Raw genomic sequence first — 26,262 nt, 5'->3', positions numbered from 1 at the left:
CACGTGAAGCATCTGCTTGTTCAGGCCGCACGGCGATCCCTCGCAGCACGCTTTAGATGGGCTAGGATGAGCGTCAGTGCCGCCGGCGTTACACCCTCCACGCGTCCGGCCTGGGCCAGGCTCACGGGCCGGACCAGTTCCAGCCGCTCCCGCACTTCGTTGGAGAGACCGGAAAGATCCGCATAGGAGAACTCCGAGGGGATGCCGATCGCCTCGTCTCGTCGCAGGGCTGCCACGTCCTCTTTCTGGCGCTCGAGGTAGACCGCGTAGCGCGCATCCGTCGTCAAATGCCTTCGTATCGCGGCATCAGCCTCGCCCAGCTCCGGCCATATCTCTGCAACCGCCGACCACTCGATTTCCGGATAGGCCAGGAGTTCGAAGGCCGACCGCCTGATTCCGTCCTGATTGATCGGCAATCCTCGCTTCTGCGCCTCACTCGGAGTGAGCGTGTGCTCATCCAAAAGGGCCCGGAAGCGGAAAAGCGTCTCTGATTTCTTCCGGAACCGATTCGACCGTTCTGGGCCGACAAGTCCGTGCTCTTCCCCGAACCGCGTGAGCCGCTCATCGGCGTTGTCGACCCGAAGTGCCAACCGATATTCGGCGCGCGACGTAAACATGCGATAGGGCTCGCTCACACCCTTCGTGACCAAATCATCGATCATCACGCCGAGATAGGCGTCCGACCGACCGATCGTGATCCCCTGCCCGCCACCCGCACGCCTCGCAGCATTCAAGCCCGCAATGAGGCCCTGCGCGCCCGCCTCTTCATAGCCCGTCGTGCCGTTGACCTGCCCAGCAAGAAAAAGTCCCGGCAACCGTCGCAGCTCAAGCGTTGTATCCAGCTCTCGCGGGTCGACATGGTCATACTCGATCGCATAGCCAGGCCGCAGGATCTCAACCCGCTCCAAACCCGGTATCGTCCGAACAAAGGCCTCCTGCACTTGCTGCGGCAACGACGTGGAGATCCCGTTCGGGTAAACCGTATCGTCTCCGAGTCCTTCGGGCTCCAGAAAGATCTGATGGCTCTCTCGGTCGGCAAAGCGCACGACCTTGTCCTCGATCGACGGGCAATATCGCGGGCCCCGACCCGAGATATTCCCAACATGGATCGCCGACCGTGCGAGATTGCCATGGATGATTTCATGGGTCGCCGCGGTCGTGCGGGTGATCCCGCACTCAATTTGCGGCGTCGTAATGCTGTCGGTCATCGTTGAGAACGGCTCGATCGGATCATCACCCGGCTGCATCTCAAGCGCTGACCAATCGATCGTTCGCCCGTCGAGCCGCGGCGGTGTCCCCGTCTTCAGGCGTCCCAGGCGAAGCCCGAGGCGATCGAGGGTCTCAGCCAGTGCGAGTGAAGGTTTCTCATCGACACGGCCCGCCGGCCATGACCGCTCTCCAATATGCACCATGCCGCGGAGAAACGTCCCCGTAGTGATGACGACGGCACCGCAGCGGATCTCCCGCCCATCCGCGAGCCGCAGCCCCTGAATGCGTCCATTCTGAATGAGAAGGTCCGCAGCTTCGCCCTCCAGAACCTCTAGTCTCTCTTGCCCCCGAACCAGCAATTGCACCGCGGCGCGGTAGAGAGCGCGATCCGTCTGCGCGCGGGGTCCCTGCACCGCGGGGCCCTTTCGCCGATTGAGCATGCGAAACTGGATCCCCGCGGCGTCCGCCGCTCGACCCATCAGCCCATCGAGTGCGTCGATCTCGCGAACGAGATGGCCTTTGCCCAGCCCACCGATCGCCGGATTACAGGACATGGTGCCAATGGTATCGGCGCGATGGGTCACGAGGACGGTTTGCGCGCCGGTACGTGCCGAAGCTGCGGCCGCCTCGCAGCCGGCATGGCCGCCACCGATGATCACGACGTCACAATTCAATGTCATGGTGAGGATCTAGTGCGTTCTGGCGCATATGGGAAGTTATGTTTCACGTGGAACGCCACAACGAGCGGCCTAAGCCGTTCCACGTGAAACATGGCCGCCCGCCCACTCTATTTTCCGATGCAAAACCGCCCAAAGATCGCGCCGAGCACGCTCTCGGCGTCCACCTCGCCCGTCACCCGTCCGATCGCGCGCAGGCACGCACGCAAGTCCTCGCCGAGAAGTTCATCGGCCCTCACGGAGCCTTCTCGTTTCAGAACCGATTCGAGGCAATCGCACAGTCGCACGAGCCCATCCCTCTGGCGCGCATTCACCGCGGCTGCATCCGTCACACCACCCGGAACCGATTTTCCCCGCCGCGCCAACCAATCGGACAGGGACGCTTCCAGCTCCCGCATGCCGTCACCTGTGACCGCGGAAATCCTCCGACGTCCGGCCGGAGCAATCCGCCCGACTTGATCCAGATCGATCTTCGTCTCAATCAACCAGCACTCGGTTTCCCCCTCATGCGCATGCGGTTCCGCCGGAGCCGGCTTGTCACCCGCAGGAACGAGCTCTAGCACCAGATCCGCATCCCTGGCTGCGCGCCGCGCGCGACGAACACCTTCTGCCTCTACCGCACTGTCGGTCTCGCGCAGCCCCGCAGTATCAATGAGCGTGACTGCATATCCCGACAGCTCGAGCGGCACCGCCACAAGGTCCCGGGTTGTCCCCGGCTCGGCGCTAACGATCGCGACCTCGCGCCGGGCAAACGCATTGAGCAGGGTGGACTTGCCGGCGTTCGGCGGCCCGACCAACACGACCACGAACCCCTCCCGAACACGCTCGGCAAAGCGCGCGCCCGACAACAGCTCCTGAACCTCCAAAAGCAATACCCGCAACGGCGTCGCAACATCGACCTCGCAGCCGACATCACCTTCGTCCGAAAAGTCGAGTTGCGCTTCGACCTCGGCAACACAATCGACCAGCGTCTCTCGCCACTGCGCCAGTCTCTTCGACAGCGCGCCCTGGGCCTGGCTCAACGCCTGCCGTCTCTGCGCCTCCGTTTCCGCTGCGACAAGATCAGCAAGGCCCTCTGCCTCTGTCAGATCGAGCCGCCCATTCAGGAAAGCCCGACGCGCAAACTCGCCCGCCTCGGCCATACGCAATTCAGGCCATTGCGCAAACGATTCGAATATTCTCGCAATAACGGCGCGGCTGCCATGACACTGCAGCTCGGCCGTATCCTCGCCCGTAAACGTTCCCGGCCCCGGCATCCATAAGACCAAGCCCTGATCGAGGACATCTCCGCTCTTCGGATCGACCACGCTTCTCACCACGGCACGCCGGGGGGCCGGCAGCCCACCGACAAGTGCAGCCAGTACCCTCCCGGCCTCCGGTCCGGAAATCCGCACGATCCCCACCCCCGCGGGCAACGCGCCGCTCGACAATGCGTAAATCGTGTCCATGTCTTCTGTAGTCGCCCTAAGCCTCGTTGCCGGAGATCTAATGGCTAGAAACCGCCTCGCAGAAACCGCCAGTCCTTACCTCAACCAGCATGCCGATAATCCCGTTCACTGGCAGCCCTGGGATGAGGAAGCGCTCGCCGAAGCACGCAAACGCTCCGTCCCCATCCATTTGTCGATCGGATACGCCGCCTGCCATTGGTGCCATGTCATGGCGAATGAGAGCTTTTCCGACCCTGGAACGGCTGCCTATCTCAATCAGAATTTCGTAAACATAAAGGTCGACCGCGAGGAACGGCCAGACATCGACCAGGTCTATATGGCCGCCCTCCACTCTCTCGGCGTGCCCGGGGGCTGGCCTCTCACGATGTTCCTGACCCCACAGACAGAACCGTTCTGGGGCGGCACCTACTTTCCGCCGACCCCACGCTGGGGCCGCCCAAGCTTCCGCCAGGTCCTTCATGCTGTCACCGAGACGTGGCAACACAAGCCCGAAACCGTCGCCACGAACACAAAGGCGATCGCGACGCATCTCATGAGCGGGCAGGCTACCGAGCCCCCGCCGGACACGCATCCCGATCCCGAACTCCTTGACGCTGCTGCCGCACAGATCCTCGTGCATTTCGATCTCGAACGCGGCGGCCTTAAAGGCGCGCCCAAATTCCCTCAGGCCCCTCTTCTCGAAATGATGTGGCGCGCGCATCTGCGCACCGGCAACACCGCCTATGCCGATGCCGTCCTGATCACTCTCCGCAACCTTTGCCAGGGAGGAATTTACGACCACCTGGGGGGCGGCTTCGCCCGCTATGCCGTCGACGATCAATGGCTGGTGCCCCATTTCGAGAAAATGCTCTCCGACAACGGACAGCTCCTCTATCTTCTCTGCCTCGCCTACGAAAAGACCGGGGAGCCGCTTTTTCGTGCGCGCCTAGAAGAAACCGCCAACTGGCTCCTCAACGAGATGCGTCTGCCTTCTGGTGCCTTTGCGACCAGTCTGGACGCGGACACCGATCACGAAGAGGGTGCCACCTATGTATGGAGCGCCGACGAGATTGAAGACCACCTTGGTGCCGCGACAGAGACCTTCGCCAAACTCTATGACGTGACCCCAGAGGGCAATTGGGAGGGCCGCAACATCCTCAATCGCCTCCGGACCGAGGCGTTCGCCTGGCTCGGTGAAAGCAACGAGGCAACCCTCGCTCGCCATCGCGCCAGCCTCCTCACGGTTCGCAACACGCGCGCACAGCCTGCCCGCGACGACAAAGTCCTCACCGACTGGAACGCCACACTTATCGCCGCTCTCGCACGATCATCCGTGGTGCTTTCCCGCCCGGATCTCTTGACCGCGGCCACCGACGCATTCGCATTTCTCTCGGAAAACAAAACCCCTTCGGGTCAGCTGGCTCATGCCTGGTGCGACGGCCGTATCACCGCCGAGGCCGTTTCGACCGACCATGCGCAAATGCTGCGGGCTGCCATCGAACTCTACGCCGCAACCGCCGAAAAACACTATTTGGACTCTGCAAAAGCGAGTGTCGACGTCCTCGAAACCAATTACTATGACGACGACTCAGGTTCATACTATCTTGCAAATGCCGCACAAGACGCCCTTTTTGCGCGCCTTCATTCAGACTCTGACGAGGCGATGCCCGCTGCTACAGGTGTCGCCGCAGAAGCCTGCGGCCGACTCTTTCTTCTCACGGGAGAGACAAGCTATCTCGACCGGGCCGAGACGATCATCCGCCATCAAGCACGCGCCATCGCACGCAACCTGATTGCGACAGCAAGTCTCCAGAATGCGTGGGACACCGCCTTGCGCGCCCGCCACGTCATCGTCTTTGGATCAGAATCGAAGACGGATGACACGATCGCAAAACACATCGCGGCCGAAGCTGACCCCGCCCTTACGCGGGAATATCGCCCGGACTCCTCAGCCAGCGAGGCGAGGCTCCGAATCTGCGACATGGAAAGATGCTACCCGGACATCACGGCGTCACAGGAAATTGCCGACCTCTTGGCCCGCACCCGCACGGGGCACACCAGATAAAGCAAAGGCGCCTGATTTCTCAGACGCCTTGGCCACTCAGGTGTTCATCGAATCGAAGAACTCCGAATTCGATTTCGTATGTCGTAGCTTATCGAGCAGGAACTCGATCGCATCGACGACGCCCATTGACGCGAGGATCCGGCGCAAGACGAAGATCTTCTGAAGGTCCGCACGCGGCACCAGCAGCTCTTCCTTTCGGGTTCCCGACTTCAGGATGTCCATCGACGGGAAGACGCGTTTGTCAGCAACCTTGCGATCGAGCACGATTTCGGAATTGCCCGTACCCTTGAACTCTTCGAAGATCACCTCGTCCATCCGGCTGCCGGTATCGATGAGAGCCGTCGCGATGATCGTCAGCGAGCCGCCTTCTTCGATATTGCGCGCCGCACCGAAGAAGCGCTTCGGCCGCTGCAGCGCATTGGCGTCGACACCGCCCGTCAGAACCTTGCCGGACGACGGCACGACAGTGTTGTAGGCCCGGCCCAACCGTGTGATCGAATCGAGCAGGATAACCACGTCACGACCGTGTTCGACGAGGCGTTTGGCCTTCTCGATGACCATCTCAGCGACCTGCACGTGCCGCACAGCGGGCTCGTCGAAGGTCGAGGAGATCACCTCGCCCCGCACCGTCCGCTGCATATCCGTCACTTCTTCCGGGCGCTCGTCGATCAGAAGCACGATGACGTAGCATTCCGGATGATTCGACGTGATCGAGCCGGCGATGTTCTGCAGAAGAACCGTCTTACCGGTTCGCGGCGGGGCGACGATCAGTCCGCGCTGCCCTTTGCCCAGGGGCGCCACCAGGTCGATGACCCGCGCCGACATATCCTTCACCGTCGGATCATCGAGCTCCATCTTGAAGCGTTCATCCGGGTAAAGTGGCGTCAGATTGTCGAAATGGACCTTGTGCTTGGCCTTTTCCGGCTCCTCAAAATTGATCGTATTGACCTTAAGGAGCGCAAAATACCGCTCGCCCTCTTTCGGGCTGCGTATCTCACCCTCGATCGTATCGCCGGTTCGCAAGGAAAAACGTCTGATTTGCGACGGCGAAACGTAGATATCGTCGGGTCCAGGCAGATAATTCGCATCGGGAGACCGCAGAAAGCCGAAGCCGTCCTGCAGAACCTCAATAACGCCCTGCCCTATAATGGTAATGTCACGTTCGGCGACCTTTTTCAGGATCGCGAACATAAGTTCTTGCTTGCGCAAAGTACTGGCGTTTTCAACGTCGTACTCTTCCGCAACAGCAAGAAGATCGGTAGGCGACTTCGCCTTCAGGTCTTGGAGTCTGATTTCAGCCATGTGATTGAGTCCCGTGCAAAACACGGTGGAGGAGGCATGGGTAAAAGGGAGGCACCGCCCCGGTGCGGGAAACTAACGGCCGGCCCCCAGCTTGCGCCGCGGCTAGCCATTCACGCCAGTTCTTTCCGCTTAACCCGGTCCGACCGGAATCACAAGCGCTAATTCATCCGGGTCAGAACGGCCGCACGATAACCAGGATAACAATACCAATCATGAGGAGCGTCGGCGCCTCGTTGATCATGCGGTAGAAGCGCTCAGGCCGCGTGTTGCGATCTTCGGCAAAGTCCCGCACCCACCGTGCCATGAACAGATGGGAAATCGTCAGCAAGACGACAAGCGCCAGTTTGATGTGGAACCACCCCTGATCCCAGGCATAGGTGATGGTCGCCGCCCAAAGGCCGAAGATCCAGCTCGCAAACATCGCGGGCGTCATGATCGCCTTGAGGAGACGCCTCTCCATCACCTTGAAGAGCTCAGACTGCTCCGACCCCGTGGCGACCTTCGTGTGATAGACCATCAAGCGGGGCAGGTAGAGCAGCCCCGCCATCCAGGCGATAATCGAGATCACATGCCATGCCTTGATCCACAAAGGATTGGCATACCAAAAGAAATCGGAGATTGCCGCCACGAGGCCATCCATCGTTTACTTGCCTCGCACGAGCTTCACGAACGCCTCGACATGTTCCACCGGCGTATCCGGCGTGATTCCATGTCCGAGATTGAAGATATGCGGATAACCGCGCATTGCCGCGAGGATGCTCCGCACCCCGTCTTCGAGAGCCTTGCCGCCCACGATGAGCCGCATCGGATCGAGATTTCCCTGCAAGGCCTTGCCGCCCGCATTCTTTCGCGCATCGTCAAGCGGCGTCGACCAGTCCAGGCCGATCGCATCGGCGCCCGTCCCCTCGACGTAGCGCTTCAGCCGCGCACCACCGCCTTTCGGAAAGGCGATCACTTTGGCGCCCGGCACGGCCTCACGCACCTTCGCGATAATGGCGCGCACCGGCTCGATCGCCCACCGATCGAAACCGTCGTCGTCGAGAACGCCGGCCCAGGTGTCGAAGATCTGAACCGCATCCGCTCCCGCCTTGAGCTGGGCCACGAGATAACTTGCCGACGCCTCGACCAGGATATCCATGAGCGCTTGAAAACGCTCCGGCTCGCCAAGTGACAGACGCCGCGCCGGTCCCTGGTCGCCTGTTCCAGTCCCGGCCACCATGTACGTCGCCACGGTCCAAGGAGCGCCACAGAAGCCCAGGAGCGTCGTCTCCTGGGGAAGCTCTGCCCGCACTCGCTCGACCGTCTCCAGGACCGGCGCAAGGAACGCGGTGACGTCCTTGCCAGCGAGCTCTCCTATGCGAGATGGATCGATCGGCTCCAGCCGCGGTCCGTGCCCTTCCTCGAAAGCCACTTTCTGACCCAGCGCGTCGGGAATGACGAGGATGTCGGAAAACAGGATCGCCGCATCGAAACCGAAACGTCGGATCGGTTGAAGCGTCACTTCGGTTGCCAGTTTTGGCGTGTAGCACAGGTCCAGGAACCCGTTCGCCTGACTGCGCGTTTCGCGATATTCGGGCAGGTAGCGCCCTGCCTGACGCATCATCCAAAGCGGAGGTGTCTCTAGGCTTTCGCCGTCGAGGACTCGAAGAAGCGATCTTGCCGAAGCCACAGGTGCTCTTAACCCCAAATTAAAGGTTTTAAGGATTCTTCTGTTTCTATTGGGCGGTGGATTAGCCGGATTCAATTCCACCCACAACACATCAATCCGCGGCAAAGGCGCCGCGGCTTGTTACTCCCCCAGGGGAAAACACCGGGGATAGTGGCCCAAGTGACTCGCCGGAAGTGGCGCAAGACAGCGCTTTTCAGCGGCGCAGTCGAATATCCAGTCGCCACCCAGATGCTGTGAATCGCGCCGCTTTGTCGACTCCCACCCACAGCCTGTTGCCAATCGCCTCTGCGCCATCCAAATTGTGGACCGTCGTCGGGACAGTGGGGGCGCAATCGGCGCAGCCGCTTCCGGCGTGAGAAAACGGCCCTTTTATCCACGGTTATCCCCTTGGCGCCGACGCGGTTCTTCCATCTTCACCTCATTTCCGATGCGACGGGCGAGACCCTGATCAATGTCGGACGTGCCGCTGCGGCCCAGTATGCCGGCATTCATGCGGTCGAACACATCCACTCTCTGGTACGCACGGCCAAGCAGATCGAGCGCATTATGCTGGATGTGGAAAACTCGCCGGGGATCGTCCTTTATACGCTTGTCGACGAGAAGCTGGCGGAGCTCTTGGAGACGCGCTGCAACGAATTGTCCATCCCGGCGGTCTCGGTCTTGGATCCGGTCTTGCAGGCGTTTCAGGCCTATCTCGGGACACGTTCCACCGGCCGAGTCGGTGCCCAGCACGCGCTCGACGCAAGCTATTTCGAGCGCATCGAAGCGCTCAATTTCACGATGATGCACGATGACGGCCAGCTGCCGCGAGATATCGATGAAGCCGATGTGATGCTGCTCGGCGTCAGCCGCACCTCAAAGACGCCGACGTCGATCTATCTCGCCAACCGCGGCATCAAGACGGCGAACCTCCCGATCGTCAAAGGCATTCCGGTTCCCGCATTGGTGACACGCGCCAAGTCCTGCCTGGTTGTCGGCCTCGTCGCGAGCCCGGACCGAATCGTTCAAATTCGACAGAATCGGGTGTTGAGCCTTTCGCCGGAGGACGACAATCCGGCTTACCTCGATCGCACGGCTGTTTCCCAGGAGGTCCTGGAGACGCGACGCCTATGTGCGAAATACGGCTGGCCTTTGATCGACGTGAGCCGGCGCTCGATCGAGGAAACGGCCGCCGCGGTGCTGGCGCTTCTGGGAGAACGGCGCGGAAAGCAATTGGCATGACAGAGCTCGTTCTCGCTTCGGGCAGCAAGGCCCGCAAAGCCCTCCTTGACGGCACGGGTCTTTCCTTTCGGCAGGTTTCTCCCGAACTCGACGAGATGGCGGCCTCCGAACCTCTGCTTCGTGCCGGGGCGGGAGCAGGCGATATCGCCTCCACGCTCGCCCTCGCGAAAGCCACGATGGCGAGCGAGGCGATCCCCCGGGCTCTCGTCATTGCCGCGGACCAGACCCTGGAGCTCGACGGACGCCTCTTCCGCAAGGCGGAAAACATGGATGCTGCCCGCCAGCAGCTCCTCGAGCTTTCCGGCAAGACGCACTATCTGCATTCTGCGGTGGCCTGCATGCGCGCCGGCAAGACGCTCTTTGAAACACGCGACAGCGCGGCCATCACATTGCGCCCGATCCGGGCCGACGAAGTCGGACGCTATCTTGCCGCTTCGGGCCCCCAGATTCTCTCAAGCGTCGGTCTCTATCAGCTGGAAGGTCCCGGCATTCGTTTGATCGAAAATGTCGAAGGCGACTATTTTACCATCCTCGGCCTGCCGCTGCTGCCCCTTCTCGGCTTCCTGCGCAAAAACGGCTTCGGAACCTTTTGAAATGCTGCATGCGTGCGTCACGGGATGGCCGGTTTCACATTCGCGTTCGCCGCTGATTCATGGCTTCTGGCTCAGGCGCTATAAAATCGAAGGTGACTATAGTGTGAGGCCGGTTTCGCCGCAGGAGGCGGTGTCGTTTTATGCCTCCTTCGCCTCTTCGAGCTATGCGGGCGCCAACGTTACCGTCCCGCACAAAGAGGTTGCCTGCGCCGCAGCATTCAAACGTTGCGGTGCAGCAGAGCGCTTGGATGTTGCCAACACACTCTGGCTCGAAGATGGTCGGCTCGTGGCCGACAACACGGACGGAACCGGGTTCCTGGCTTCCCTTGATCAGGCAGTGCCCGGTTGGTCGGAAAAAACGGGATGCGCGCTCATCGTCGGGGCGGGCGGCGCGAGCCGCGCCGTCATCGACGCACTTGTGCAACGCGGCGTCGAGAGGATCGAACTCGTCAACCGCACGGAACGCCGTGCCCACGACGTTGCGGTGCGATTTGCCGACAAGGTTCGGCCCGCTGGGTTCGATGCCCTTGCGGAGCGACTCTCGTCTGCGGATTTAGTAATCAACGCAACTTCGGCGGGGCTCTCCGGAGCCGAATTGACGGTTCCGTGGGACCGCGCGAAAGACTCAGCTATCGTCACCGATCTGACCTATGTGCCGCTGCAAACGCCGTTTCTTCGTGGAGCGGCGTCGGCTGGCCTCACCACCGTCGATGGACTTGGGATGCTGCTGCATCAGGCCGTGCCGGGGTTCGAGCGCTGGTTCGGCGTCCGCCCCGAAGTGGACGCGGAACTGCGGGCGGCCGTGGTCGCCGATCTAGCCGAAAGAGACTCATGTTCGTAATTGGACTCACTGGCTCAATGGCCATGGGGAAGTCGACGACGGCCGCGATGTTTCGGCGTCGCGGGGTTGCCGTGCACGATTCCGATCGCGCCGTGCACGAACTCTATCGTGGCGCGGCCGTCGAACCGATCGAAGCCGCCTTTCCGGGCGTGACGGCGGACGGCGAAGTCGATCGTAAGAAACTCGGAGCGGCGCTTTCCGGCAACATCGACCAGCTCGCCCGCCTGGAGGAGATCGTGCACCCGCTCGTCCGTGCGAAAACGGTCGAATTTGGCGAACAGGCTGCTCGAGAGGGCGTCCCGGTCGTTGTGCTGGACATTCCGCTGCTCTTTGAAACGGGTGCAGAGCAATGGATGGATTGTGTGGTGGTCGTCACGACCTCGCCGGAAACGCAGCGCGAAAGAGTGCTCGCCCGCCGCGGCATGACCGAAGAGCTGTTTGAGAAGCTCCTGGCACGGCAGGTGCCGGATGCGGACAAACGCCGGCAGGCCCATTTCGTCATCGATACCGGATTTGGCTTCGAAGCGGCCGAACGTGACGTCGAAACGATTCTGCGCGCCACCGCCGCAATGACGTGAGCCGTAGCTCGATTGGGCTCGCGGGCGAAGCGGAGAGGCGCAGAGCAAGGCTGCTCTGAATGAGCCAGGGAAAAGCCGCTTTCTAACGCGCGGATCGCTTGTGTCCGAGCCGCCCAAATTTCATGATCAGCGCTATGCGGGAAATCGTCTTCGATACGGAAACCACTGGCCTCGACGCCCTCAAAGGTGACAGGCTGATTGAGATCGGCTGCGTGGAGATCATCAATCGGATTGCCACCGGACGCTTTTATCACGCCTATATCAATCCAGGTTGCGCGATCAGCCCGGATGCGGTCGCGGTCCATGGGCTGACCGAGGAGTTTCTGCGCGACAAACCGGCCTTCCGTGAATGCGTGGACGAATTCCTGGAATTCGTCGGCGATGCGCCTCTCGTCGCGCACAACGCATCGTTCGACCGCGGTTTTATCAATATGGAGCTTGCGAAGGCTGGCTTTTCCGTCATTCCGGATGAGCGTTTCGTCGACACCCTCATGCTGGCACGGCGCCGGCATCCGGGCGGAATGAACTCTCTCGATGCGCTTTGTGCCCGTTATGGTATCGACAATTCGAAGCGCACGAAACACGGCGCGCTCCTCGACGCCGAGATTCTCGCCGAGGTCTATGTCGAATTGCAGGGGGGACGCCAGGCGCTGCTCGCGCTCGGCAGCTTCTCAGAAGGGGCCTCCAACACCGGCACGATGCGCCAGGTGGGGGCACGGCCGCACGCCTTGCCGCCGCGTCTGAGCGACGAGATGCGCGCGGCGCACCGCGCCTTTGTGGAAGCTGAAATGGGTGAGGACGCGCTCTGGCTGAACGTCTGGAAGGACGAAGACGAGCGCGTCTCTCAAACGCCTCAGGCCGTCGTCGGCGCTTCCGCCTGAGCCTGCGCTGCCCGCTGACGATAAAGCGCGGCAAAATCCACGGGATCGATCATCAAAGGCGGGAAGCCGCCCTGACGCGTCGCGTCCGCCAGAATCTGGCGCGCGAACGGGAAGAGCAGCCGCGGGCACTCGATCAGAATGATCGGGTGAAGATGCTCCTGCGGCACGTTGCGGATCTGGAAAAGACCCGCATACACGACCTCGGTGATGAAGAGCGTGTCTTCGCCGCGGCTTGCTTTGGCATCGAGCTTCAGCTCGACCTCGAACTGACCATCGGCGATCGGCCGCGCATTGACGTTCACGTTGACGTCGAGCGACGGATTGGCGCTTGCGGGCCTCAACGAGTTCGGCGCGCCGGGATTTTCGAAAGAAAGGTCTTTGATGTACTGGCCAAGGACATGAATTCCTGGCGCCTGGCCCGATGCCTGGCTCTTCGCATCCGTGCCGGCGGCCTGCTCGCCGCCATTGCTGGCATTATTGACCATATCGTCTTTCCAAAGCTGTCATTGGGAACGGTTGCCCGCGCCTAGCATGCGGGGCAGTGAGCCACAACCGCGCACCGCTCGCGATCGCGCTGGCAACGCGACTTTTGGGGCCATGCGCATTATTCGGGTCGCTGGAGCACGACGCCCACGCGTCACCGCGTCCGTCACCGCCGACGGTCCCGGTCGGGGTCGATCTCATGGACCTCGAACTCGCCCTCTTCGAGGTCGACGACGGTCTCGCCGTTCGGGCCGCGCCGCGTCTCACGATAATTCGAGGCCTGATAATTCTGCGTGCCGACCACGCGCAGATCGACCCGCGACAGGACGAACTGCCAAATCCGAGTGCGCACGGCCGGGACGAAAAGCAAAAACCCGAGCGTGTCTGTGACGAAGCCCGGGGTCAAAAGCATCACCCCGGCAACGGCGATCAGCGCACCATCGGCAAGGTTGCGCGCCGGCATCCGCCCGGATTCCAGATCGCTGCGGATGCGCAAAATGGTCCTAAGCCCCTGGTGGCGCAGAAGCGCGGTGCCAATGATCGCCGTCAAAAGCGTCAGAAGCAGCGTCGGGGCGAGGCCGATATACTGACCGACCACGACGAACGTGCCGACCTCGATCAGCGGGATGAGGAGGAGGAGAAGGAAAATTGGCATAGGTTCAATCCTGATCCTGCGATATGGTGTCTCGGCCGGTTTTTTAAAGAGTTTCCTGCGATCTGCTGGACTCGGCCGGGATCGTGCTTACATTGCGGGGAACGAAGCGAACGCCCGTAGGGAGCGTCCACGATATCGGCATGAGCGGCTTTTTCGACATTTATTCTCTGATCTTCCTGGTGATCGCGGTCGTCATTTTTATGCGCCTCGGCAGCGTGCTGGGCCGTCGCACCGGCAGCGAACCCTCGCCCTATGAGAACGGCCGCAAACCGCCTGTCGCGGCCCGTCATACAGCCGAGAACGTCGTGACCCTGCCGCGTCCCGGTCAGGTGCCCGAGCGGGAGACGCCGAGCGCCCCCGATTGGAGCGCTCTGAAGCGCCATGCCAAGCCCGATACGCCGCTTTATGATGGGCTTGTGGCGATTAGCCGCGCGGATCCCGCCTTCGAGCCCGATTCTTTCCTGGAAGGCGCCAAAGCCGCCTACGAGATGGTGGTCCAGGCCTTCGCTGCGGGCGACCGCACCACTCTGAGGTCGCTTCTCTCCGCCGATGTCTACGAGAGCTTCGCCACCGCCATGAGTGAGCGGGAACAGCGCGGCGAAAGGCTCGAGACGAGCTTCGTCGGTTTCGAGAGCGCCAAGCTCACGGAGGCGGAGCTCGAAGACAACGTCGCACGCGTCTCCGTTCGTTTCAAATCCGAGATCGTTTCGGTCACCTACGACAATGAGGGCCGGGTAATTGAGGGCGATCCCAACGCCGTCCAGAAGCCCGACGAGGTCTGGACCTTTGCCCGTGCCACGATGAGCCGCGATCCCAACTGGGAGCTGGTCGCAACCGGCTCCAGCTGAGCGCCGACGGTGGCTGGAGATGCCCCGACCTCGCCCATCGCAACGCTGACCTCGTCCGCCCCCGACGCGGACGAGCATCGTCATCTATCGTTCGTATCCCTGCCGGGCTGGATCGAGGATGATCATCGTGCCGCCCTTCGCGCATTCCGCAAATCGGCCGAAAGACTGTTCGCCGAAGCCACGCCTTTGCCGGATAGACTTCCTGGGCTGGAAGCCGCTGCCGCTGCCGCGCTGCGTCTGCCGGCCGACCCGTCACCGGCCGAAGCTCGCAGCTTCTTTGAGAGCTATTTCGTGCCAGCACCCGCTGCGGCGAAGGGGTATCTGACCGGCTATTATGAGCCCGTGATCGAAGCGCGGCGTGAGCCTACCGACGCGTTCAGCGTGCCCATCTACCGCCCGCCCGCAGAGGCCGCCCAGACCGAGGTTACCGATCGAGTTCCGGCCTGTCCCGATCGGGCGGCGATCGAAGCCGGCGCTTTGGCGGGGCGCGGTCTCGAACTCGCCTATGTGAGGGATCCCGTCGATCTCTTCTTCATCCACGTTCAGGGCTCTGCGCGCCTCTCCCTTGGTGGTGGCCAGCATATGCGTATCGGCTTCGCCGGAAAATCGGGGCACGCCTACACGTCGATCGGCCGGCTCGCCGTCGAACGCGGCTATCTTGCGAAGGACGCGGCCGGCAAAGCCGGTCTCGAACTCTGGCTCAAGATGCATCGTGAGGCCGGTCGCCGGCTCATGGCCGAGAACCGGTCCTTTATCTTCTTCAACGAGATCGTCGATCTCGCTCCTGAAGACGGCCCGTTGGGCGCGGCAGGCGTTCCGCTCAGCGCCGGGCGCAGCCTCGCCGTGGATCCAGGCTTCGCTCCCTTCCATCTGCCGGTGTTCGTCTCCGCACCGCCGCTTGCGGGCTTCGGCGCGGATGCCTTTCGTCGCCTGATGATCGCGCAGGATGTGGGTTCGGCCATCAAGGGTCGAGGTCGCGGCGATATATTTGCAGGCTCTGGCGCGGAGGCAGGCAAGGCGGCCGGCGAAATACGCCATCATGGCGTCCTGCGCCTCCTTCTACCGAAGGCGAGCGCCTGAGATGGCCCGCAAACAGCTTTCGCCCGAAGACAAGGCGCTCTGGGATAAGGTTCGCCGGACCGTGCGGCCACTCAAAAGCCGCTCCCTCCGCGAAGAGCTTGACGCTCACAAAGGGGCGCAGCCGGATGATGCGCCGCCCCAGACGGGTGCTTTGGCGCTTACAGCCGGAAAGCGGAGCCCGGCCGCCCCGCCCGTCGACGGCATAACCCCTTCGGAGCCGAAACCCCGATCCGCGCCCCGAGCCGCAGCAGCGCTCGAGCCGCGCCTGAAACGCCGCCTCCTGCGCGGCCGTCTTGAACCTGACGCGCGCATCGACCTGCATGGCATGACCCAGCAGCGAGCCCATGACCGCCTCCTGGGTTTTTTGGGGGGCGCGCAAGCCCGCGGTCACGTTCTGGTGCTTGTCATCACCGGCAAAGGCCGTTCGGAAGGCGAGGGGGTCTTGAAGACCATGGTGCCGAGATGGCTCGCCGAGCCCGCTTTTCGCGAGCTTGTCGTTGCCTACGAACATGCCTCCCGCCATCACGGCGGCGAAGGCGCCCTTTACGTCAGATTGCGCCGCAGCGGTGCAAACAGCCGCCGTCCCGACGGCGGGGCAGGCGCCGCAAACCGGCTCGCATCATTGCCAAAATGGTCGACATAGCGTGGATTGAGAGCGCTCACCGGCAGGATGACCAGGATATCGGTGGTGCCAAACTGATAGTCGACCACCGCTCCTTCACCGACATAGCCCCCGAGGCGGAGATACCCCTTGATCAAAGGAGGAAGCTGGCGAAGAGCCGCCTTGGCGTCGATCTCGTCGGCGGCCATCCGATTCATGTCGACGTAACGCTCCTCGACCGCGCGAACCCGCCATTCTTCCGGTGCCAGCGCGTTGTGATGAAGGAAGCTCAAAGGCAGGGCGAGCTTGTCGGGATCGGTGCCCGGAATGCTGGCACAGCCGATCATCACGTCCATGCCGTGCATCAAGACGTAGCTCCAGATGCCGTGCCACAGGAGTTCCACCGTCCGCTTGTCGCGGTAGGGCTTCAGCACGCAGGAGCGACCGAGCTCCAGAAAGCGCAGATGCGGATAACGCGTGACGAGCGAACCGACATCGTATTCCCCGGCGGAGTAGAAGCCGCCATTGATCTCGGCGATCTCCTGCCGCAACAGCCGGTAGGTGCCGACGATCTCGGGCTTCGAGCGCAGGAACGGTCGCCGCGGGACGGCGTGATCGAGCACCAGAAGATGGTCGCAGATGAGGTCGTAGGCGTCGGCGTCGCGCCGGCGCTGATAAGTTTCCTCGTCGGCAACGGCCGCCATCTCTTCGTAGAAGACATGGTAGCGCAGCCCTTGCGAACGGCGGATCTCTGAGGGAGAGCGGGCAAGCCGCGCCTCAAGATCGCCGAGCCTTCCGAGCGTTCCGACATGGCGGGCCGCCCGCCAAGGGGCGCGACCCGGTTTTGCGAATGGGCGTACGAAACCGCTGCCCCGAGCCCTCCCGAGACCGGGCGCAAAACGCCGCACCAGTCGTCGTGGAGAGAGATGATGCCGTCCCTGCATGGCCTCCCTGCCCCTGGGGAATCTCGATCTCATGCGCTTTCCTTAAACGATCGCGCCGACATCGACCAGAGTTGCCATATTCCATAAGAAAAACATGACATTGGCGTGACGTGACACGCCTGAAGAGCCTCTGAGGCGCAATCTCGGTCGATTGGTCGCGGGCAGCATTCGGGTGACCGCCGGGCGGGAAGAAACGAGCGCCATTCGACAAGATGGCGCCAAGGGGACTCCCAATGTCGCGGCAAGAGGCGCTAGACTTTCGCGCAACCAGCGCTGCGGTTGATCGTTGAGATCGCGAAGCGATCATGCAGAAAGAGCCGGGAAATACCGGCCGGATGGGAGGGGAACATGCGGTTTGGCCGTGCGGCTATGGCCGTTGCTGCGACATTGGCCTTTGGCACCAGCCCGGTTTCTGCAGCCGAGCTTTCCATCGTCTCGGGCTCCGTCGGCGCGGATATTCAGGAATTGCGCACGCAGCTCGCCGAATTCGAGGCGGAGACCGGCCACCACGTCAACATCGTCGAGATGCCGGCTTCGACGAGCGATCAATTCGGGCAATATCGTTTGTGGCTGGCGGCCGGCACCGACGATATCGACATCTACCGTGTCGATGTGATCTGGGCACCGCAGCTTGCCAACCAGTTTGTCGATCTGCGCGACGCCATGGCCGACGTGATCGGCGACCATTTTCCTTCGGTGATCGAATCGCAGACCGTCGAAGGTCGGCTCGTCGCATTCCCCATGTATACCGACGCGCCGGCACTCTTCTATCGCAAGGACCTCCTGGAAAAGTACGGCAGGACACCGCCGACGACCTGGGAGGAGCTGACCGAAACCGCAAAAGAGATCCAGGATAAGGAACGCAGAGCCGGCAACCGTCAGATCTACGGCTTCGTCTTTCAGGGGGCCCCGTATGAAGGCCTCACCTGCAACGGCCTCGAATGGGTCGCCTCGAGCGGCGGCGGGCAGATCGTCTCTCCCGACGGCGAGATCACCATCAACAACGAGGCGGCCGCTCGGGCGCTGGAGCGGGCCCATGCCTGGGTGAGGGATATCGCCCCGGCGGGTGTCCTCGCCTACAAGGAAGAGGAGGCCCGCGGCGTCTGGCAGACGGGCAATGCCGTCTTCATGCGCAACTGGCCCTACGCCTATGCGCTGTCAAACGGCGAGGATTCGCCTGTCAACGGCAAGTTCGAGGTGACGACGCTGCCCGCCGAGCCCGGCAGTCGATCGGCTCCCTGTCTCGGCGGTTGGAACCTCGCTGTGTCGAAATATTCCAAGCACAAAGATGAAGCGATCGCGCTCGTGCGCTTTCTGTCGTCTCGCCGAGCGCAGAAGGAGCGAGCGCTCACCTATGCGCGGCTGCCGACGATCCCGGCGCTCTATGACGATCCGGAAATCGCTGAACGCCAGCCGATCATCGCCGAATGGGCAGATGTGGTCGAAAAGGCAGTGCCGCGTCCTTCCGCACCGACGAAGCGTCAGTACAACGAAGTCTCGAAGGAGTTCTGGACCGCCGTTAACGAGACGCTCTCCGGTGCGGCATCGGCTGAGACCAATCTTAAGACGCTGGAGCACCGGCTGCGTCGGCTGAAACGGGACGGCTGGCGATGACGAACGCGACGCTCGGCGCCCCGCCGACCGACGAGGCGATGCGGACCGAAGAACAGCCCGCGGTGCGCTCCGCGCTTTCAAGGCAGCGCCTGACATCGGCCTGGCTCTTCCTTACGCCCATGCTGGCCGTCCTCGCTTTCGTCGCCGGCTGGCCGCTTCTGCAGACGATCTGGTTCTCCTTCACCGATGCGAGTCTGGCCGATCTCGACGCCGCCCGCTTCGTCGGCCTCCGCAACTATTTCGAATATGTCGATTATGGCGACGGGACCGGGGAATGGTTCGGCCTCTTCTTCGACGCTCAATGGTGGAACGCGGTGTGGAACACCGTCTATTACACCCTCGTTTCCGTCTCGATCGAAACGGTCTTCGGTCTCATCGTGGCGCTCGTGCTCAACGTCCCGTTTCGGGGACGCGGCTTTGTGCGCGCTGCCGTTCTCATCCCTTGGGCGATCCCGACGATCGTCTCGGCCAAGATGTGGGCCTGGATGATGAACGACCAGTTCGGCATTCTGAACGACATGCTGATGTCGATCGGCATCCTCTCGCATCCGATCGCCTGGACCGCCTCTCCGGAGACGGCGATGTGGGCCGTCATCATCGTCGATGTGTGGAAGACGACGCCGTTCATGGCGCTACTCATCCTCGCCGGGCTGCAGATGGTGCCCTCTGACGTCTACGAAGCGGCGAAAATCGACGGCGTTCATCCGGTCAAGGTCTTCTTCAAAGTGACGCTGCCGCTCATTCGTCCGGCGATCCTGGTCGCCGTCATCTTTCGGGCCCTCGATGCCCTGCGCGTCTTCGATCTCATCTACGTGCTGACGCCCAACAACACCGAAACCAAGACGATGTCGGTTTTCGCTCAGGAAAACCTCTTCCAGTTCGACCAGTTCGCCTACGGCTCGGCGGCCTCGACGCTGCTCTTCCTGGTGATCGCGGCGATCACGCTCGTCTACATCAAGGCGGCTCGGCTCAATCTCGGGGGAGGGCGCTGACATGCCCGTCTTCGTGAAGCGCGCTGCCTTTTATGGGCTCGTCGTCCTGATCGTGCTCTTCTCAGTTTTCCCGTTCTATTACGCCATCCTGACGAGCTTCAAATCAGGCACGGCGCTCTTTCGCGTCGACTATCTGCCGACGGATTTCTCGCTCGCCAATTATCGCGACGTGCTCGTCAACGGTGTCTTCCCGCTCAACATCTTGAATTCCGTCATCGTCGCCTTCGTGGTGGTGGCGATCTCTCTCTTCCTGGCGGTGACGGCGGCCTATGCCCTGTCGCGTATCGAATTTCGCGGCCGCAGCATCCTGCTTTTGACGATTCTCGCCGTCTCGATGTTTCCGCAGATCGCCGTGCTCGCCGGACTTTTCGAACTGGTGCGCCTCTTCGGCCTCTACAATTCGCTCTTCTCACTGATCCTCGCCTATATGATCTTCACCCTGCCCTTCACGGTCTGGGTGCTGACGACCTTCATGCGGGATTTGCCGGTGGAGATCGAAGAGGCGGCGATCGTCGATGGCGCAAAACCGATGACCATCGTCATGAGGGTATTTCTCCCCCTGATGTGGCCGGCGCTTGTGACGACGGGGCTTCTCGCCTTCATCGCCGCCTGGAACGAGTTTCTCTTCGCGCTCACCTTCGTGTCGAGCAACGACACGCGCACCGTGCCCGTGGCGATCGCGCTTCTGTCGGGGGCGTCCGAGCAGGAAATCCCCTGGGGAACGATTATGGCGGCATCCGTCGTCGTGACGGTGCCGCTCATCGTTCTCGTGCTGATTTTCCAGCGCAAGATCGTCTCAGGCCTGACGGCCGGAGGTGTGAAAGGGTGAACGAAAGCATCCCCGATAATATCGCGGATGGCGGTGCGGTCAGCCGTCGGAGACGTTTTCGTTGGGATAGACGCCCCAGAGCGAATTCTGCTCCACCCAGCCTTCGTAATTGTCGCCGCGCACGTCGCACCAACCCTCGCGGCAGCGCACCACGTCCGTCACCACGCCCGATTCGAGAATGGCCGTCACCCGCGCTGTCTCGCTTGCCTCCGAATGGGCATTGAAGCGCTCACCCTTGGCCCAAGGCGCCACGATCGCCGTACGCCGCCCGGACAGGAGGCTTTGGTGGATCCAGCCTTCCGCGCCATCCGAATCACGCACCTTCCGCCAGGTTTCGAATTCCTGGATGATCTCGACCGGCAGACCGGCCCGTACGAAGCGCCAGGCAATGCCGTAGTTTTTGCCGGGCCCCTTGCGGACGTTGACGGCATTTGATTTCAAGCTGACGAAGCGTGGTAATGGATAGCCGCTCGGGCCCACTTTGGGTGCCTGCGCCCATCCAGGCTCGCCCGGCCACGCCACGGCGAGTACGGCCAAGACAAGAAGAAGGCTGAGACGAGAACGGAGGAAGAGGAGAGGGCGCATCATCTGCGGTCGGAAAATCACACCGGGAGGTGTTAGCGCCATTCCGCCGCGAGGCCAAGCGCCGCTTCGTTCCTTGTTTTTGAGCAGCCCTTTGCTAGAGAGATGTTAAAGGCAGCCGGTCGCTCCCGCGGGGGCCGCCAAGGAGAGGTGGTGCATGACCAAGGCGAAACCGCACGTCGTCGTAACGCGCAAACTCCCCGATCCGGTGGAGACGCGGATGCGAGAGCTGTTTCGCGCCGACCTCAATCTGGAGGACCGGCCGCTGTCGCAGGCGGAGCTGGTGGAGGCGTTGCGCACTGCGGACGTACTCGTGCCGACGGTCACCGATCGGTTGGACGCCGCAGCGCTGTCCCAATCCGGACCGAACTTGAAGCTCATCGCCAATTTCGGCAACGGCATCGACAACATCGATATCGGGGCCGCCTATGAGCGCGGCATCACCGTCACCAATACGCCGAACGTTTTGACGGGCGACACCGCCGATATGACCATGGCGCTGATGCTTGCCGTCCCACGGCGACTGGCAGAAGGGGCGCAGATCCTACCGAACGGCCTGTCCTGGCCCGGCTGGTCGCCGACCTGGATGCTTGGCCATCGCATTTGGGGAAAACGTCTCGGCATCGTCGGTATGGGTCGGATTGGCACGGCGGTCGCCCGCCGCGCCCAGGCCTTCGGCCTGTCGATCCACTATCACAACCGCCGGCCTGTCGATCCGAAGACCGAGGAAGAGCTGGAAGCGACCTATTGGGATTCGCTCGACCAGATGCTGGCGCGCATGGACATCATCTCCGTCAATTGCCCGCACACGCCGGCCACCTTCCACCTTCTCTCCCGCCGGCGCCTGAAGCTGATGCGCCCGGATGCCTATCTGGTGAACACCGCGCGCGGCGAGGTCATCGACGAGGCGGCCTTGATCGAATGCCTGGAGACGAACTCCCTCGCCGGCGCCGGTCTCGACGTTTTCGAAGGCGAGCCTGCAATTGATCCCAAGCTCATCAAGCTTGCCCAGGAAGGCAAGGCGGTGCTTCTGCCGCATATGGGCTCGGCCACGATCGAGGGCCGCATCGAGATGGGTGAGAAGGTGATCATCAACATCCGCACTTGGATGGACGGGCACAAGCCGCCGGACCGCGTGCTGCCGCTTTCGGTCTAGCCGTCGCGCGCCGGGCCAGAGCTTCGGCACAATGAGGCTCAGCGCTTGCGGCGCTTGTAGGCGATCGTCTCGAAGCGTTGGGAGAGGGCGTCGTAGAGGAGAAGTCGCCCGATCAAAGGCTCGCCGAAGCCTGCCGCGAGTTTCATGACCTCAAGCGCCTGGATCGACCCGATGACGCCGGTGAGCGCGCCCAGAATGCCGGCTTCGGCGCAGCTCGGCACGAGCCCTTCGGGCGGCGGCTTTGGAAAGACATCGCGGTAACGGGGATTGTCGTTCTCAAAGGGCAGGAGGGTCGTCACGGACCCGTCGAAACGGCCGACCGCACCCGTCACCAGTGGTTTTTGGGCCGTCTCGCAGATATCCGGAAGAAGGAAGCGCGTGGCGGAATTGTCGGAGCCATCGACGACAATGTCGTAACCCGCGACGAGATCGGAGGCGTTGTCCTGCATCAGCCGCGTCCTGTGGGCGTCGACGGCGACATGGGGATTGATGCGGGCAAGAGCTCGTCTGGCGCTCTCCACCTTCGGCATGCCGAGATCGGCGCTCGCATGAATGATCTGCCGCTGCAGATTGGAAAGCGTGACGAGGTCGTCATCGACGAGGCCGAGCCGGCCGATGCCGGCGGCCGCCAGATAAAGAGCGACCGGCGAGCCGAGCCCCCCGGCTCCGACGATCAGGACGCGGGTGCGCTTGAAGCGCTTCTGGCCGGGGCCCCCGACCTCGGGCAGGACGATGTGGCGGGCGTAGCGCTCGATTTCCTCCGCGCTGAGATCCGGTTCCGCCGAATGGGGCGCGCCGTCAGGGGAGGGCGTCTCGCGCATTGGATCAGGACGCGCCGGGCTGCGGACCCGAATAGCCTTCCACGATCACGAGCTCCGCGTCCGAAACCGCCACCCGGTGCTCGCGTGCGGCCTGGTATTCGGGCGAATGGTAGCAGGCGAGGGCATCCTCGACGGAGGCAAATTCGATGACCACATTGCGGGCACGCGAATTTCCTTCCAGCGAATGCATGAGGCCGCCGCGGACGAGAAACTTGCCCTTGAAGCGTGCAAAGGCCGGAGCGGCGCCGGAGACATAATCCTTGTAGCGCTCGGGGTCGCGCACGTCGACGCGGGCGATCCAGTAGCCCTTTGGCATTCTTTCCTCCTTCAGCAATTCGCTTCGATTTCGTCCACAATCGCCTGGGCCGAGGCTTTCGGATCGGCGGCCTTTACCACCGGCCGGGCAACGACGAGGTAATCGGCGCCCGCCCGCAAGGCGTCGGCCGGTGTCATCACGCGTTTCTGGTCGTCGCTCGCTGCCGATTTCGGGCGCACGCCGGGCGTCACGATCAGCATATCGGGACCGAGAAGGGCGCGCATCGCCTCCGCCTCGAGCGGCGAGCAGACGATGCCGTCGATGCCGCTGGCACGGGCCTGCGCGGCGCGTCGGCGGACGAGCTCCGCGGCACCCTCCGCATAACCCGCCTCGGTGAGATCCGTATCATCCATCGAGGTGAGAACGGTCACGGCAAGAAGCCCGAGATCGGCCTCGCCTCGTGCGGCGGCCGCGGCCCGCATCGCCTTTGGATAGGCGTGGACGGTGGTGAGCGTCGCCCCGAGCCGGGCAAGATTGGTGATACCTCCCGCGACCGTATTGTCGATGTCGAGAAGCTTCATATCGAGGAAAACGCGCTTTCCCTCCGCCCGGAGCGGCTCGATGAGGTCGAGACCGCCCGCAAAGACCAGTTCCATGCCGATCTTGTAGAAAGTCACCGCGTCTTCCAGCGTCTCCACCATGGCACGGGCAGCCGCAAGGTCGGGGAGGTCGAGGCCGACGATCAGCCGATCGCGCGCGTCGCGCGGGCGAATATCTCGGCTTGCGGCAGAATCCTTGGTCTTCAGCATCGTCACAGTTTCCTCAGCGCCACTTCATTGACCGAATGGTCGCCCGCTTTGCCGATGATGAGATCGGCCCGCGGCCGGGTCGGGCGGATGTTCTCGTCGAGATTGACGAGGTTGATGCGCTCCCAAAGGCCCTCTGCGACGCGGCGCGCTTCATCGTCTGCGATATTGGCATAGCGATGAAAATACGACCTCGGATCGGTAAACCGCGTTCCCTTGAGGCTCATGAAGCGGTCGATATACCAGCGGCGGATGACGTCGTCGTCCGCGTCGATATAGATGGAGAAGTTGAAGAAGTCGGAGACGAAGGGGACTTCCTTGCCGTCACGCGGCAGATCCCGGGTCTGCAGGACGTTGAGGCCTTCGACGATCAGAATGTCCGGCTGATCGACGGTCAAGGTCTCACCCGGCACGATATCGTAGGTGAGGTGGGAGTAGACCGGGGCGCTCACCTTGCGCTTGCCGGCCTTGATGTCGGAGAGAAAGCGCAGAAGCGTTGCGACGTCGTAGCTCTCGGGAAACCCCTTGCGCTCCATCATGCCTTCCTTCGCCAGAACCGCGTTCGGATAGAGAAAGCCGTCGGTGGTGACGAGGGAGACGCGCGGATGGCCCGGCCAGCGTGCCATCAGTTCCTTCAGGATGCGGGCCGTGGTCGATTTGCCGACCGCCACGGAGCCGGCGATACCGATGATGAACGGCATCTTGCCTTCTTTTGCGCCGAGGAATTTCGAGCGCACGGCATAAAGCTTGTCCTTGGCTTCAACGTGGAAGGACAGAAGCCGCGACAAGGGCAGATAGATCGCCTCCGCCTCGCTGATCGAGATCGGGTCGTTCATCGACTTGAGCGCGTGGACCTCTTCCGCCGAGAGGGTCATCGGCGTGTCGGCGCGCAGTTTCGACCATTCCTCGACGCTGAAATACCGATAGGGCGAGAGCGAGCGCGGAGACACTTGATCCATCAGCTCTTCCAGTCGGCGCTGGGGCCGCGCGAGCGCTTCTCATCGAGGCCGCTTTGCCTTGTGCGGCTCTGAAGCTCGGCCTTGACCTCGTCGAAGGAGACGCCCGCGGCGCGCAAGAGGACGAGGAGGTGATAGAGAACGTCGGCCGCCTCTTTGGTGAGCGCCTGATTGTCGCGCTCCGCCGCCGCGATTGCAGCCTCAACGGCTTCTTCGCCGAGCTTCTGGGCGCATTTCGCAACGCCTTTCCCGAGAAGCCTGGCTGTATAGGAATTGTCGTCACCAGAGGCGGCGCGCTCGTCGATCGTGGCGGCGAGTTCTTCCAGCGTAAAATCGGTCATGACATGCCCATCCGGGCTTTCTCCTGCGGAAGCGTACGCACGGGGATGCCTGCGCGCGCCATGTGGGCCTTGGCTTCCGCGATGCTATAGGTGCCGAAATGGAAGATCGAAGCCGCGAGCACGGCCGTCGCATGGCCGTCGCGGATGCCTTCCACCAGATGATCGAGCGTCCCGACACCGCCGGAGGCGATGACCGGAACGCGGACCGCATCCGCGATCGCTCGCGTCAGAGCGAGATCGAAGCCCGTCTTCGTGCCGTCGCGATCCATAGAGGTCAGAAGGATCTCGCCGGCGCCCAGAGACACGACTTCGCGGGCATATTCGACGGCGTCGATGCCGGTCGGCTTGCGCCCACCATGGGTGAAGATCTCCCAGTGACCGGGAGCTACCGTCTTGGCATCGATGGCAACGACGATGCACTGATCGCCGAACTTGTCCGCAGCACGGCCAACAAAGCCGCGATCGTTGACCGCAGCGGTGTTGACGGAAACCTTGTCGGCACCGGCAAGGAGAAGCTGGCGGACATCCTCCACGCTCCGCACGCCGCCGCCCACCGTAACGGGCATGAAGCATTGCTCCGCCGTTTTGGCGACCACGTCGAGGAGCGTGTCGCGCTCCTCGTGGCTTGCGGTGATGTCGAGAAAGCAAAGCTCGTCGGCACCGGCTGCGTCGTAAGCCTTGGCGGCTTCCACCGGATCTCCGGCATCGATGAGATCTACGAAATTGACGCCTTTGACGACACGGCCGTCCTTGACGTCGAGACACGGAATGACACGGGCTTTGAGCAAGGAGTGCTCCGAAGGCTTTTCAGCTTCAGCGCGGATGCGCAACGGCG

The 26,262-nt window shown here is 62.4% G+C and carries 28 protein-coding genes; 13 read left to right on the top strand and 15 right to left on the bottom strand.

The features are described 5' to 3' along the window. Positions 1-20 precede the first annotated feature (20 nt). Together mnmG and mnmE are read right to left on the bottom strand one after the other, a co-directional pair. The gene (gene mnmG / locus J2R99_RS06445; protein ID WP_307153620.1) at positions 21-1,889 is read right to left on the bottom strand and encodes a tRNA uridine-5-carboxymethylaminomethyl(34) synthesis enzyme MnmG; all 1,869 of its coding nucleotides are present in this window, start codon (positions 1,887-1,889) and stop codon (positions 21-23) included. A 107-nt stretch (positions 1,890-1,996) separates the two neighbouring features. Next, entirely contained in the window at positions 1,997-3,334 is a 1,338-nt protein-coding gene (gene mnmE, locus J2R99_RS06440; protein WP_307153619.1) for a tRNA uridine-5-carboxymethylaminomethyl(34) synthesis GTPase MnmE, read from the bottom strand. Between the two features lie 40 nt (positions 3,335-3,374). Between mnmE and J2R99_RS06435 the strand changes: the two genes are divergently transcribed. Then, a complete protein-coding gene (locus J2R99_RS06435; protein WP_307153618.1) occupies positions 3,375-5,378 on the top strand; it encodes a thioredoxin domain-containing protein in 2,004 nt (667 codons plus the stop codon). Between the two features lie 36 nt (positions 5,379-5,414). Here J2R99_RS06435 and rho read toward each other — a convergent pair whose 3' ends face one another. The 3 genes from rho to hemE all read right to left on the bottom strand — a co-directional run bounded on the left by rho (position 5,415) and on the right by hemE (position 8,349). After that, positions 5,415-6,680, bottom strand: a complete 1,266-nt coding sequence (rho, locus tag J2R99_RS06430) for a transcription termination factor Rho (protein WP_307153617.1) — start codon at positions 6,678-6,680, stop codon at positions 5,415-5,417. 172 nt (positions 6,681-6,852) lie between these two features. Then, positions 6,853-7,320 carry a protoporphyrinogen oxidase HemJ gene (gene hemJ / locus J2R99_RS06425; RefSeq protein ID WP_307153616.1) on the bottom strand — a complete coding sequence of 156 codons (468 nt, stop codon included), beginning with the start codon at positions 7,318-7,320 and terminating at the stop codon, positions 6,853-6,855. A gap of 3 nt (positions 7,321-7,323) precedes the next feature. Next, entirely contained in the window at positions 7,324-8,349 is a 1,026-nt protein-coding gene (gene hemE, locus J2R99_RS06420; RefSeq protein ID WP_307153615.1) for a uroporphyrinogen decarboxylase, read from the bottom strand. A gap of 387 nt (positions 8,350-8,736) precedes the next feature. On the opposite strand from hemE, the gene J2R99_RS06415 reads away from it, so the two are divergent. The 5 genes from J2R99_RS06415 to dnaQ all read left to right on the top strand — a co-directional run bounded on the left by J2R99_RS06415 (position 8,737) and on the right by dnaQ (position 12,463). Then, the gene (locus J2R99_RS06415; protein ID WP_307153614.1) at positions 8,737-9,570 is read left to right on the top strand and encodes a pyruvate, water dikinase regulatory protein; all 834 of its coding nucleotides are present in this window, start codon (positions 8,737-8,739) and stop codon (positions 9,568-9,570) included. Beyond that, positions 9,567-10,163 carry a Maf family protein gene (locus J2R99_RS06410; RefSeq protein ID WP_307153613.1) on the top strand — a complete coding sequence of 199 codons (597 nt, stop codon included), beginning with the start codon at positions 9,567-9,569 and terminating at the stop codon, positions 10,161-10,163. The genes J2R99_RS06415 and J2R99_RS06410 overlap by 4 nt, the downstream gene beginning before the upstream one ends. Position 10,164: 1 nt before the next feature. Continuing rightward, a complete protein-coding gene (locus J2R99_RS06405; protein WP_307153612.1) occupies positions 10,165-11,004 on the top strand; it encodes a shikimate dehydrogenase in 840 nt (279 codons plus the stop codon). After that, on the top strand, positions 10,995-11,582 hold the full coding sequence (gene coaE / locus J2R99_RS06400; protein ID WP_370872280.1) for a dephospho-CoA kinase: 588 nt from the start codon (positions 10,995-10,997) through the stop codon (positions 11,580-11,582). Before J2R99_RS06405 ends, coaE begins: the two co-directional genes overlap by 10 nt. Before the next feature lie 134 nt (positions 11,583-11,716). Then, positions 11,717-12,463, top strand: a complete 747-nt coding sequence (gene dnaQ, locus J2R99_RS06395) for a DNA polymerase III subunit epsilon (protein ID WP_307153610.1) — start codon at positions 11,717-11,719, stop codon at positions 12,461-12,463. On the opposite strand, the gene secB is transcribed toward dnaQ, so the two are convergent. Then, the gene (gene secB, locus J2R99_RS06390) at positions 12,436-12,948 is read right to left on the bottom strand and encodes a protein-export chaperone SecB (RefSeq protein ID WP_307153609.1); all 513 of its coding nucleotides are present in this window, start codon (positions 12,946-12,948) and stop codon (positions 12,436-12,438) included. The two genes, dnaQ and secB, sit on opposite strands and share 28 nt — an antisense overlap. A gap of 164 nt (positions 12,949-13,112) precedes the next feature. After that, positions 13,113-13,601: an FxsA family protein gene (locus tag J2R99_RS06385; RefSeq protein WP_307153608.1), complete on the bottom strand. Its 489-nt coding sequence runs from the start codon at positions 13,599-13,601 to the stop codon at positions 13,113-13,115. A gap of 140 nt (positions 13,602-13,741) precedes the next feature. On the opposite strand from J2R99_RS06385, the gene J2R99_RS06380 reads away from it, so the two are divergent. From J2R99_RS06380 to J2R99_RS06370, 3 genes are read left to right on the top strand one after another with little or no spacing between them, the layout of a single operon-like run. Then, positions 13,742-14,449 (top strand): Tim44/TimA family putative adaptor protein, encoded by a 708-nt coding sequence (locus tag J2R99_RS06380; RefSeq protein WP_307153607.1) that lies wholly within the window; start codon positions 13,742-13,744, stop codon positions 14,447-14,449. Between the two features lie 9 nt (positions 14,450-14,458). Continuing rightward, the gene (gene mltA, locus J2R99_RS06375) at positions 14,459-15,529 is read left to right on the top strand and encodes a murein transglycosylase A (RefSeq protein WP_307153606.1); all 1,071 of its coding nucleotides are present in this window, start codon (positions 14,459-14,461) and stop codon (positions 15,527-15,529) included. Continuing rightward, on the top strand, positions 15,489-16,172 hold the full coding sequence (locus J2R99_RS06370) for a Smr/MutS family protein (protein ID WP_307153605.1): 684 nt from the start codon (positions 15,489-15,491) through the stop codon (positions 16,170-16,172). The genes mltA and J2R99_RS06370 overlap by 41 nt, the downstream gene beginning before the upstream one ends. Here J2R99_RS06370 and olsB read toward each other — a convergent pair. Then, a complete protein-coding gene (olsB, locus tag J2R99_RS06365) occupies positions 16,073-17,074 on the bottom strand; it encodes a l-ornithine N(alpha)-acyltransferase (RefSeq protein WP_307153604.1) in 1,002 nt (333 codons plus the stop codon). The genes J2R99_RS06370 and olsB overlap by 100 nt on opposite strands. 348 nt (positions 17,075-17,422) lie before the next feature. On the opposite strand from olsB, the gene J2R99_RS06360 reads away from it, so the two are divergent. The 3 genes from J2R99_RS06360 to J2R99_RS06350 are packed head-to-tail and all read left to right on the top strand — an operon-like array spanning position 17,423 to position 20,509. Next, the gene (locus tag J2R99_RS06360; RefSeq protein WP_307153603.1) at positions 17,423-18,688 is read left to right on the top strand and encodes an ABC transporter substrate-binding protein; all 1,266 of its coding nucleotides are present in this window, start codon (positions 17,423-17,425) and stop codon (positions 18,686-18,688) included. Then, positions 18,685-19,680 carry a carbohydrate ABC transporter permease gene (locus J2R99_RS06355; RefSeq protein ID WP_370872278.1) on the top strand — a complete coding sequence of 332 codons (996 nt, stop codon included), beginning with the start codon at positions 18,685-18,687 and terminating at the stop codon, positions 19,678-19,680. Before J2R99_RS06360 ends, J2R99_RS06355 begins: the two co-directional genes overlap by 4 nt. A 1-nt stretch (position 19,681) precedes the next feature. Then, entirely contained in the window at positions 19,682-20,509 is an 828-nt protein-coding gene (locus J2R99_RS06350) for a carbohydrate ABC transporter permease (RefSeq protein ID WP_307153602.1), read from the top strand. A gap of 39 nt (positions 20,510-20,548) precedes the next feature. Here J2R99_RS06350 and J2R99_RS06345 read toward each other — a convergent pair whose 3' ends face one another. After that, the gene (locus tag J2R99_RS06345; RefSeq protein WP_307153601.1) at positions 20,549-21,097 is read right to left on the bottom strand and encodes an SH3 domain-containing protein; all 549 of its coding nucleotides are present in this window, start codon (positions 21,095-21,097) and stop codon (positions 20,549-20,551) included. Positions 21,098-21,248: 151 nt separating this feature from the next. Here J2R99_RS06345 and J2R99_RS06340 point away from each other — a divergent pair, with 151 nt between their 5' ends. After that, positions 21,249-22,247, top strand: coding sequence for a 2-hydroxyacid dehydrogenase (locus J2R99_RS06340; protein ID WP_307153600.1), 999 nt, complete (start codon positions 21,249-21,251; stop codon positions 22,245-22,247). Between the two features lie 38 nt (positions 22,248-22,285). On the opposite strand, the gene J2R99_RS06335 is transcribed toward J2R99_RS06340, so the two are convergent. Genes J2R99_RS06335 through hisF form a run of 6 tightly spaced genes read right to left on the bottom strand, consistent with a single transcriptional unit; the run spans position 22,286 to position 26,215 of the window. Further along, positions 22,286-23,068 (bottom strand): molybdopterin-synthase adenylyltransferase MoeB, encoded by a 783-nt coding sequence (locus J2R99_RS06335; protein ID WP_307153599.1) that lies wholly within the window; start codon positions 23,066-23,068, stop codon positions 22,286-22,288. Positions 23,069-23,072: 4 nt separating this feature from the next. Beyond that, positions 23,073-23,384, bottom strand: coding sequence for a DUF1330 domain-containing protein (locus J2R99_RS06330; RefSeq protein WP_307153598.1), 312 nt, complete (start codon positions 23,382-23,384; stop codon positions 23,073-23,075). Positions 23,385-23,395: 11 nt separating this feature from the next. Then, on the bottom strand, positions 23,396-24,133 hold the full coding sequence (pyrF, locus tag J2R99_RS06325; protein WP_307153597.1) for an orotidine-5'-phosphate decarboxylase: 738 nt from the start codon (positions 24,131-24,133) through the stop codon (positions 23,396-23,398). A 2-nt stretch (positions 24,134-24,135) separates the two neighbouring features. Then, the gene (gene coaA, locus J2R99_RS06320) at positions 24,136-25,101 is read right to left on the bottom strand and encodes a type I pantothenate kinase (RefSeq protein ID WP_307154167.1); all 966 of its coding nucleotides are present in this window, start codon (positions 25,099-25,101) and stop codon (positions 24,136-24,138) included. Then, entirely contained in the window at positions 25,089-25,427 is a 339-nt protein-coding gene (locus tag J2R99_RS06315) for a phosphoribosyl-ATP diphosphatase (protein ID WP_307153596.1), read from the bottom strand. The genes coaA and J2R99_RS06315 overlap by 13 nt, the downstream gene beginning before the upstream one ends. Further along, positions 25,424-26,215, bottom strand: a complete 792-nt coding sequence (gene hisF, locus J2R99_RS06310) for an imidazole glycerol phosphate synthase subunit HisF (RefSeq protein WP_307153595.1) — start codon at positions 26,213-26,215, stop codon at positions 25,424-25,426. Before hisF ends, J2R99_RS06315 begins: the two co-directional genes overlap by 4 nt. Between the last annotated feature and the right edge of the window lie 47 nt (positions 26,216-26,262).

Source organism: Rhodopseudomonas julia (genome assembly GCF_030813515.1).
In the GTDB taxonomy this organism is placed as follows: Bacteria; Pseudomonadota; Alphaproteobacteria; order Rhizobiales; family Afifellaceae; genus Afifella; species Afifella julia.
Note: the sequence above shows the minus strand (reverse complement) of the source record. Positions and strands in the feature narration are given on the sequence as shown.

Coding starts and splice junctions, on each gene's coding strand:
- J2R99_RS06410 (WP_307153613.1), top strand. CDS start 9,567: ATGACAGAGCTCGTTCTCGCTTCGGGCAGCAAGGCCCGCAAAGCCCTC.
- J2R99_RS06380 (WP_307153607.1), top strand. CDS start 13,742: ATGAGCGGCTTTTTCGACATTTATTCTCTGATCTTCCTGGTGATCGCG.
- J2R99_RS06385 (WP_307153608.1), bottom strand. CDS start 13,601: ATGCCAATTTTCCTTCTCCTCCTCCTCATCCCGCTGATCGAGGTCGGC.
- coaE (WP_370872280.1), top strand. CDS start 10,995: ATGTTCGTAATTGGACTCACTGGCTCAATGGCCATGGGGAAGTCGACG.
- olsB (WP_307153604.1), bottom strand. CDS start 17,074: ATGCAGGGACGGCATCATCTCTCTCCACGACGACTGGTGCGGCGTTTT.
- J2R99_RS06315 (WP_307153596.1), bottom strand. CDS start 25,427: ATGACCGATTTTACGCTGGAAGAACTCGCCGCCACGATCGACGAGCGC.
- J2R99_RS06335 (WP_307153599.1), bottom strand. CDS start 23,068: ATGCGCGAGACGCCCTCCCCTGACGGCGCGCCCCATTCGGCGGAACCG.
- mnmE (WP_307153619.1), bottom strand. CDS start 3,334: ATGGACACGATTTACGCATTGTCGAGCGGCGCGTTGCCCGCGGGGGTG.
- J2R99_RS06350 (WP_307153602.1), top strand. CDS start 19,682: ATGCCCGTCTTCGTGAAGCGCGCTGCCTTTTATGGGCTCGTCGTCCTG.
- rho (WP_307153617.1), bottom strand. CDS start 6,680: ATGGCTGAAATCAGACTCCAAGACCTGAAGGCGAAGTCGCCTACCGAT.
- mnmG (WP_307153620.1), bottom strand. CDS start 1,889: ATGACATTGAATTGTGACGTCGTGATCATCGGTGGCGGCCATGCCGGC.
- J2R99_RS06360 (WP_307153603.1), top strand. CDS start 17,423: ATGCGGTTTGGCCGTGCGGCTATGGCCGTTGCTGCGACATTGGCCTTT.
- J2R99_RS06345 (WP_307153601.1), bottom strand. CDS start 21,097: ATGATGCGCCCTCTCCTCTTCCTCCGTTCTCGTCTCAGCCTTCTTCTT.
- J2R99_RS06435 (WP_307153618.1), top strand. CDS start 3,375: ATGGCTAGAAACCGCCTCGCAGAAACCGCCAGTCCTTACCTCAACCAG.
- J2R99_RS06340 (WP_307153600.1), top strand. CDS start 21,249: ATGACCAAGGCGAAACCGCACGTCGTCGTAACGCGCAAACTCCCCGAT.
- secB (WP_307153609.1), bottom strand. CDS start 12,948: ATGGTCAATAATGCCAGCAATGGCGGCGAGCAGGCCGCCGGCACGGAT.
- J2R99_RS06355 (WP_370872278.1), top strand. CDS start 18,685: ATGACGAACGCGACGCTCGGCGCCCCGCCGACCGACGAGGCGATGCGG.
- J2R99_RS06405 (WP_307153612.1), top strand. CDS start 10,165: ATGCTGCATGCGTGCGTCACGGGATGGCCGGTTTCACATTCGCGTTCG.
- hemJ (WP_307153616.1), bottom strand. CDS start 7,320: ATGGATGGCCTCGTGGCGGCAATCTCCGATTTCTTTTGGTATGCCAAT.
- J2R99_RS06330 (WP_307153598.1), bottom strand. CDS start 23,384: ATGCCAAAGGGCTACTGGATCGCCCGCGTCGACGTGCGCGACCCCGAG.
- J2R99_RS06370 (WP_307153605.1), top strand. CDS start 15,489: ATGGCGTCCTGCGCCTCCTTCTACCGAAGGCGAGCGCCTGAGATGGCC.
- pyrF (WP_307153597.1), bottom strand. CDS start 24,133: ATGCTGAAGACCAAGGATTCTGCCGCAAGCCGAGATATTCGCCCGCGC.
- dnaQ (WP_307153610.1), top strand. CDS start 11,717: ATGCGGGAAATCGTCTTCGATACGGAAACCACTGGCCTCGACGCCCTC.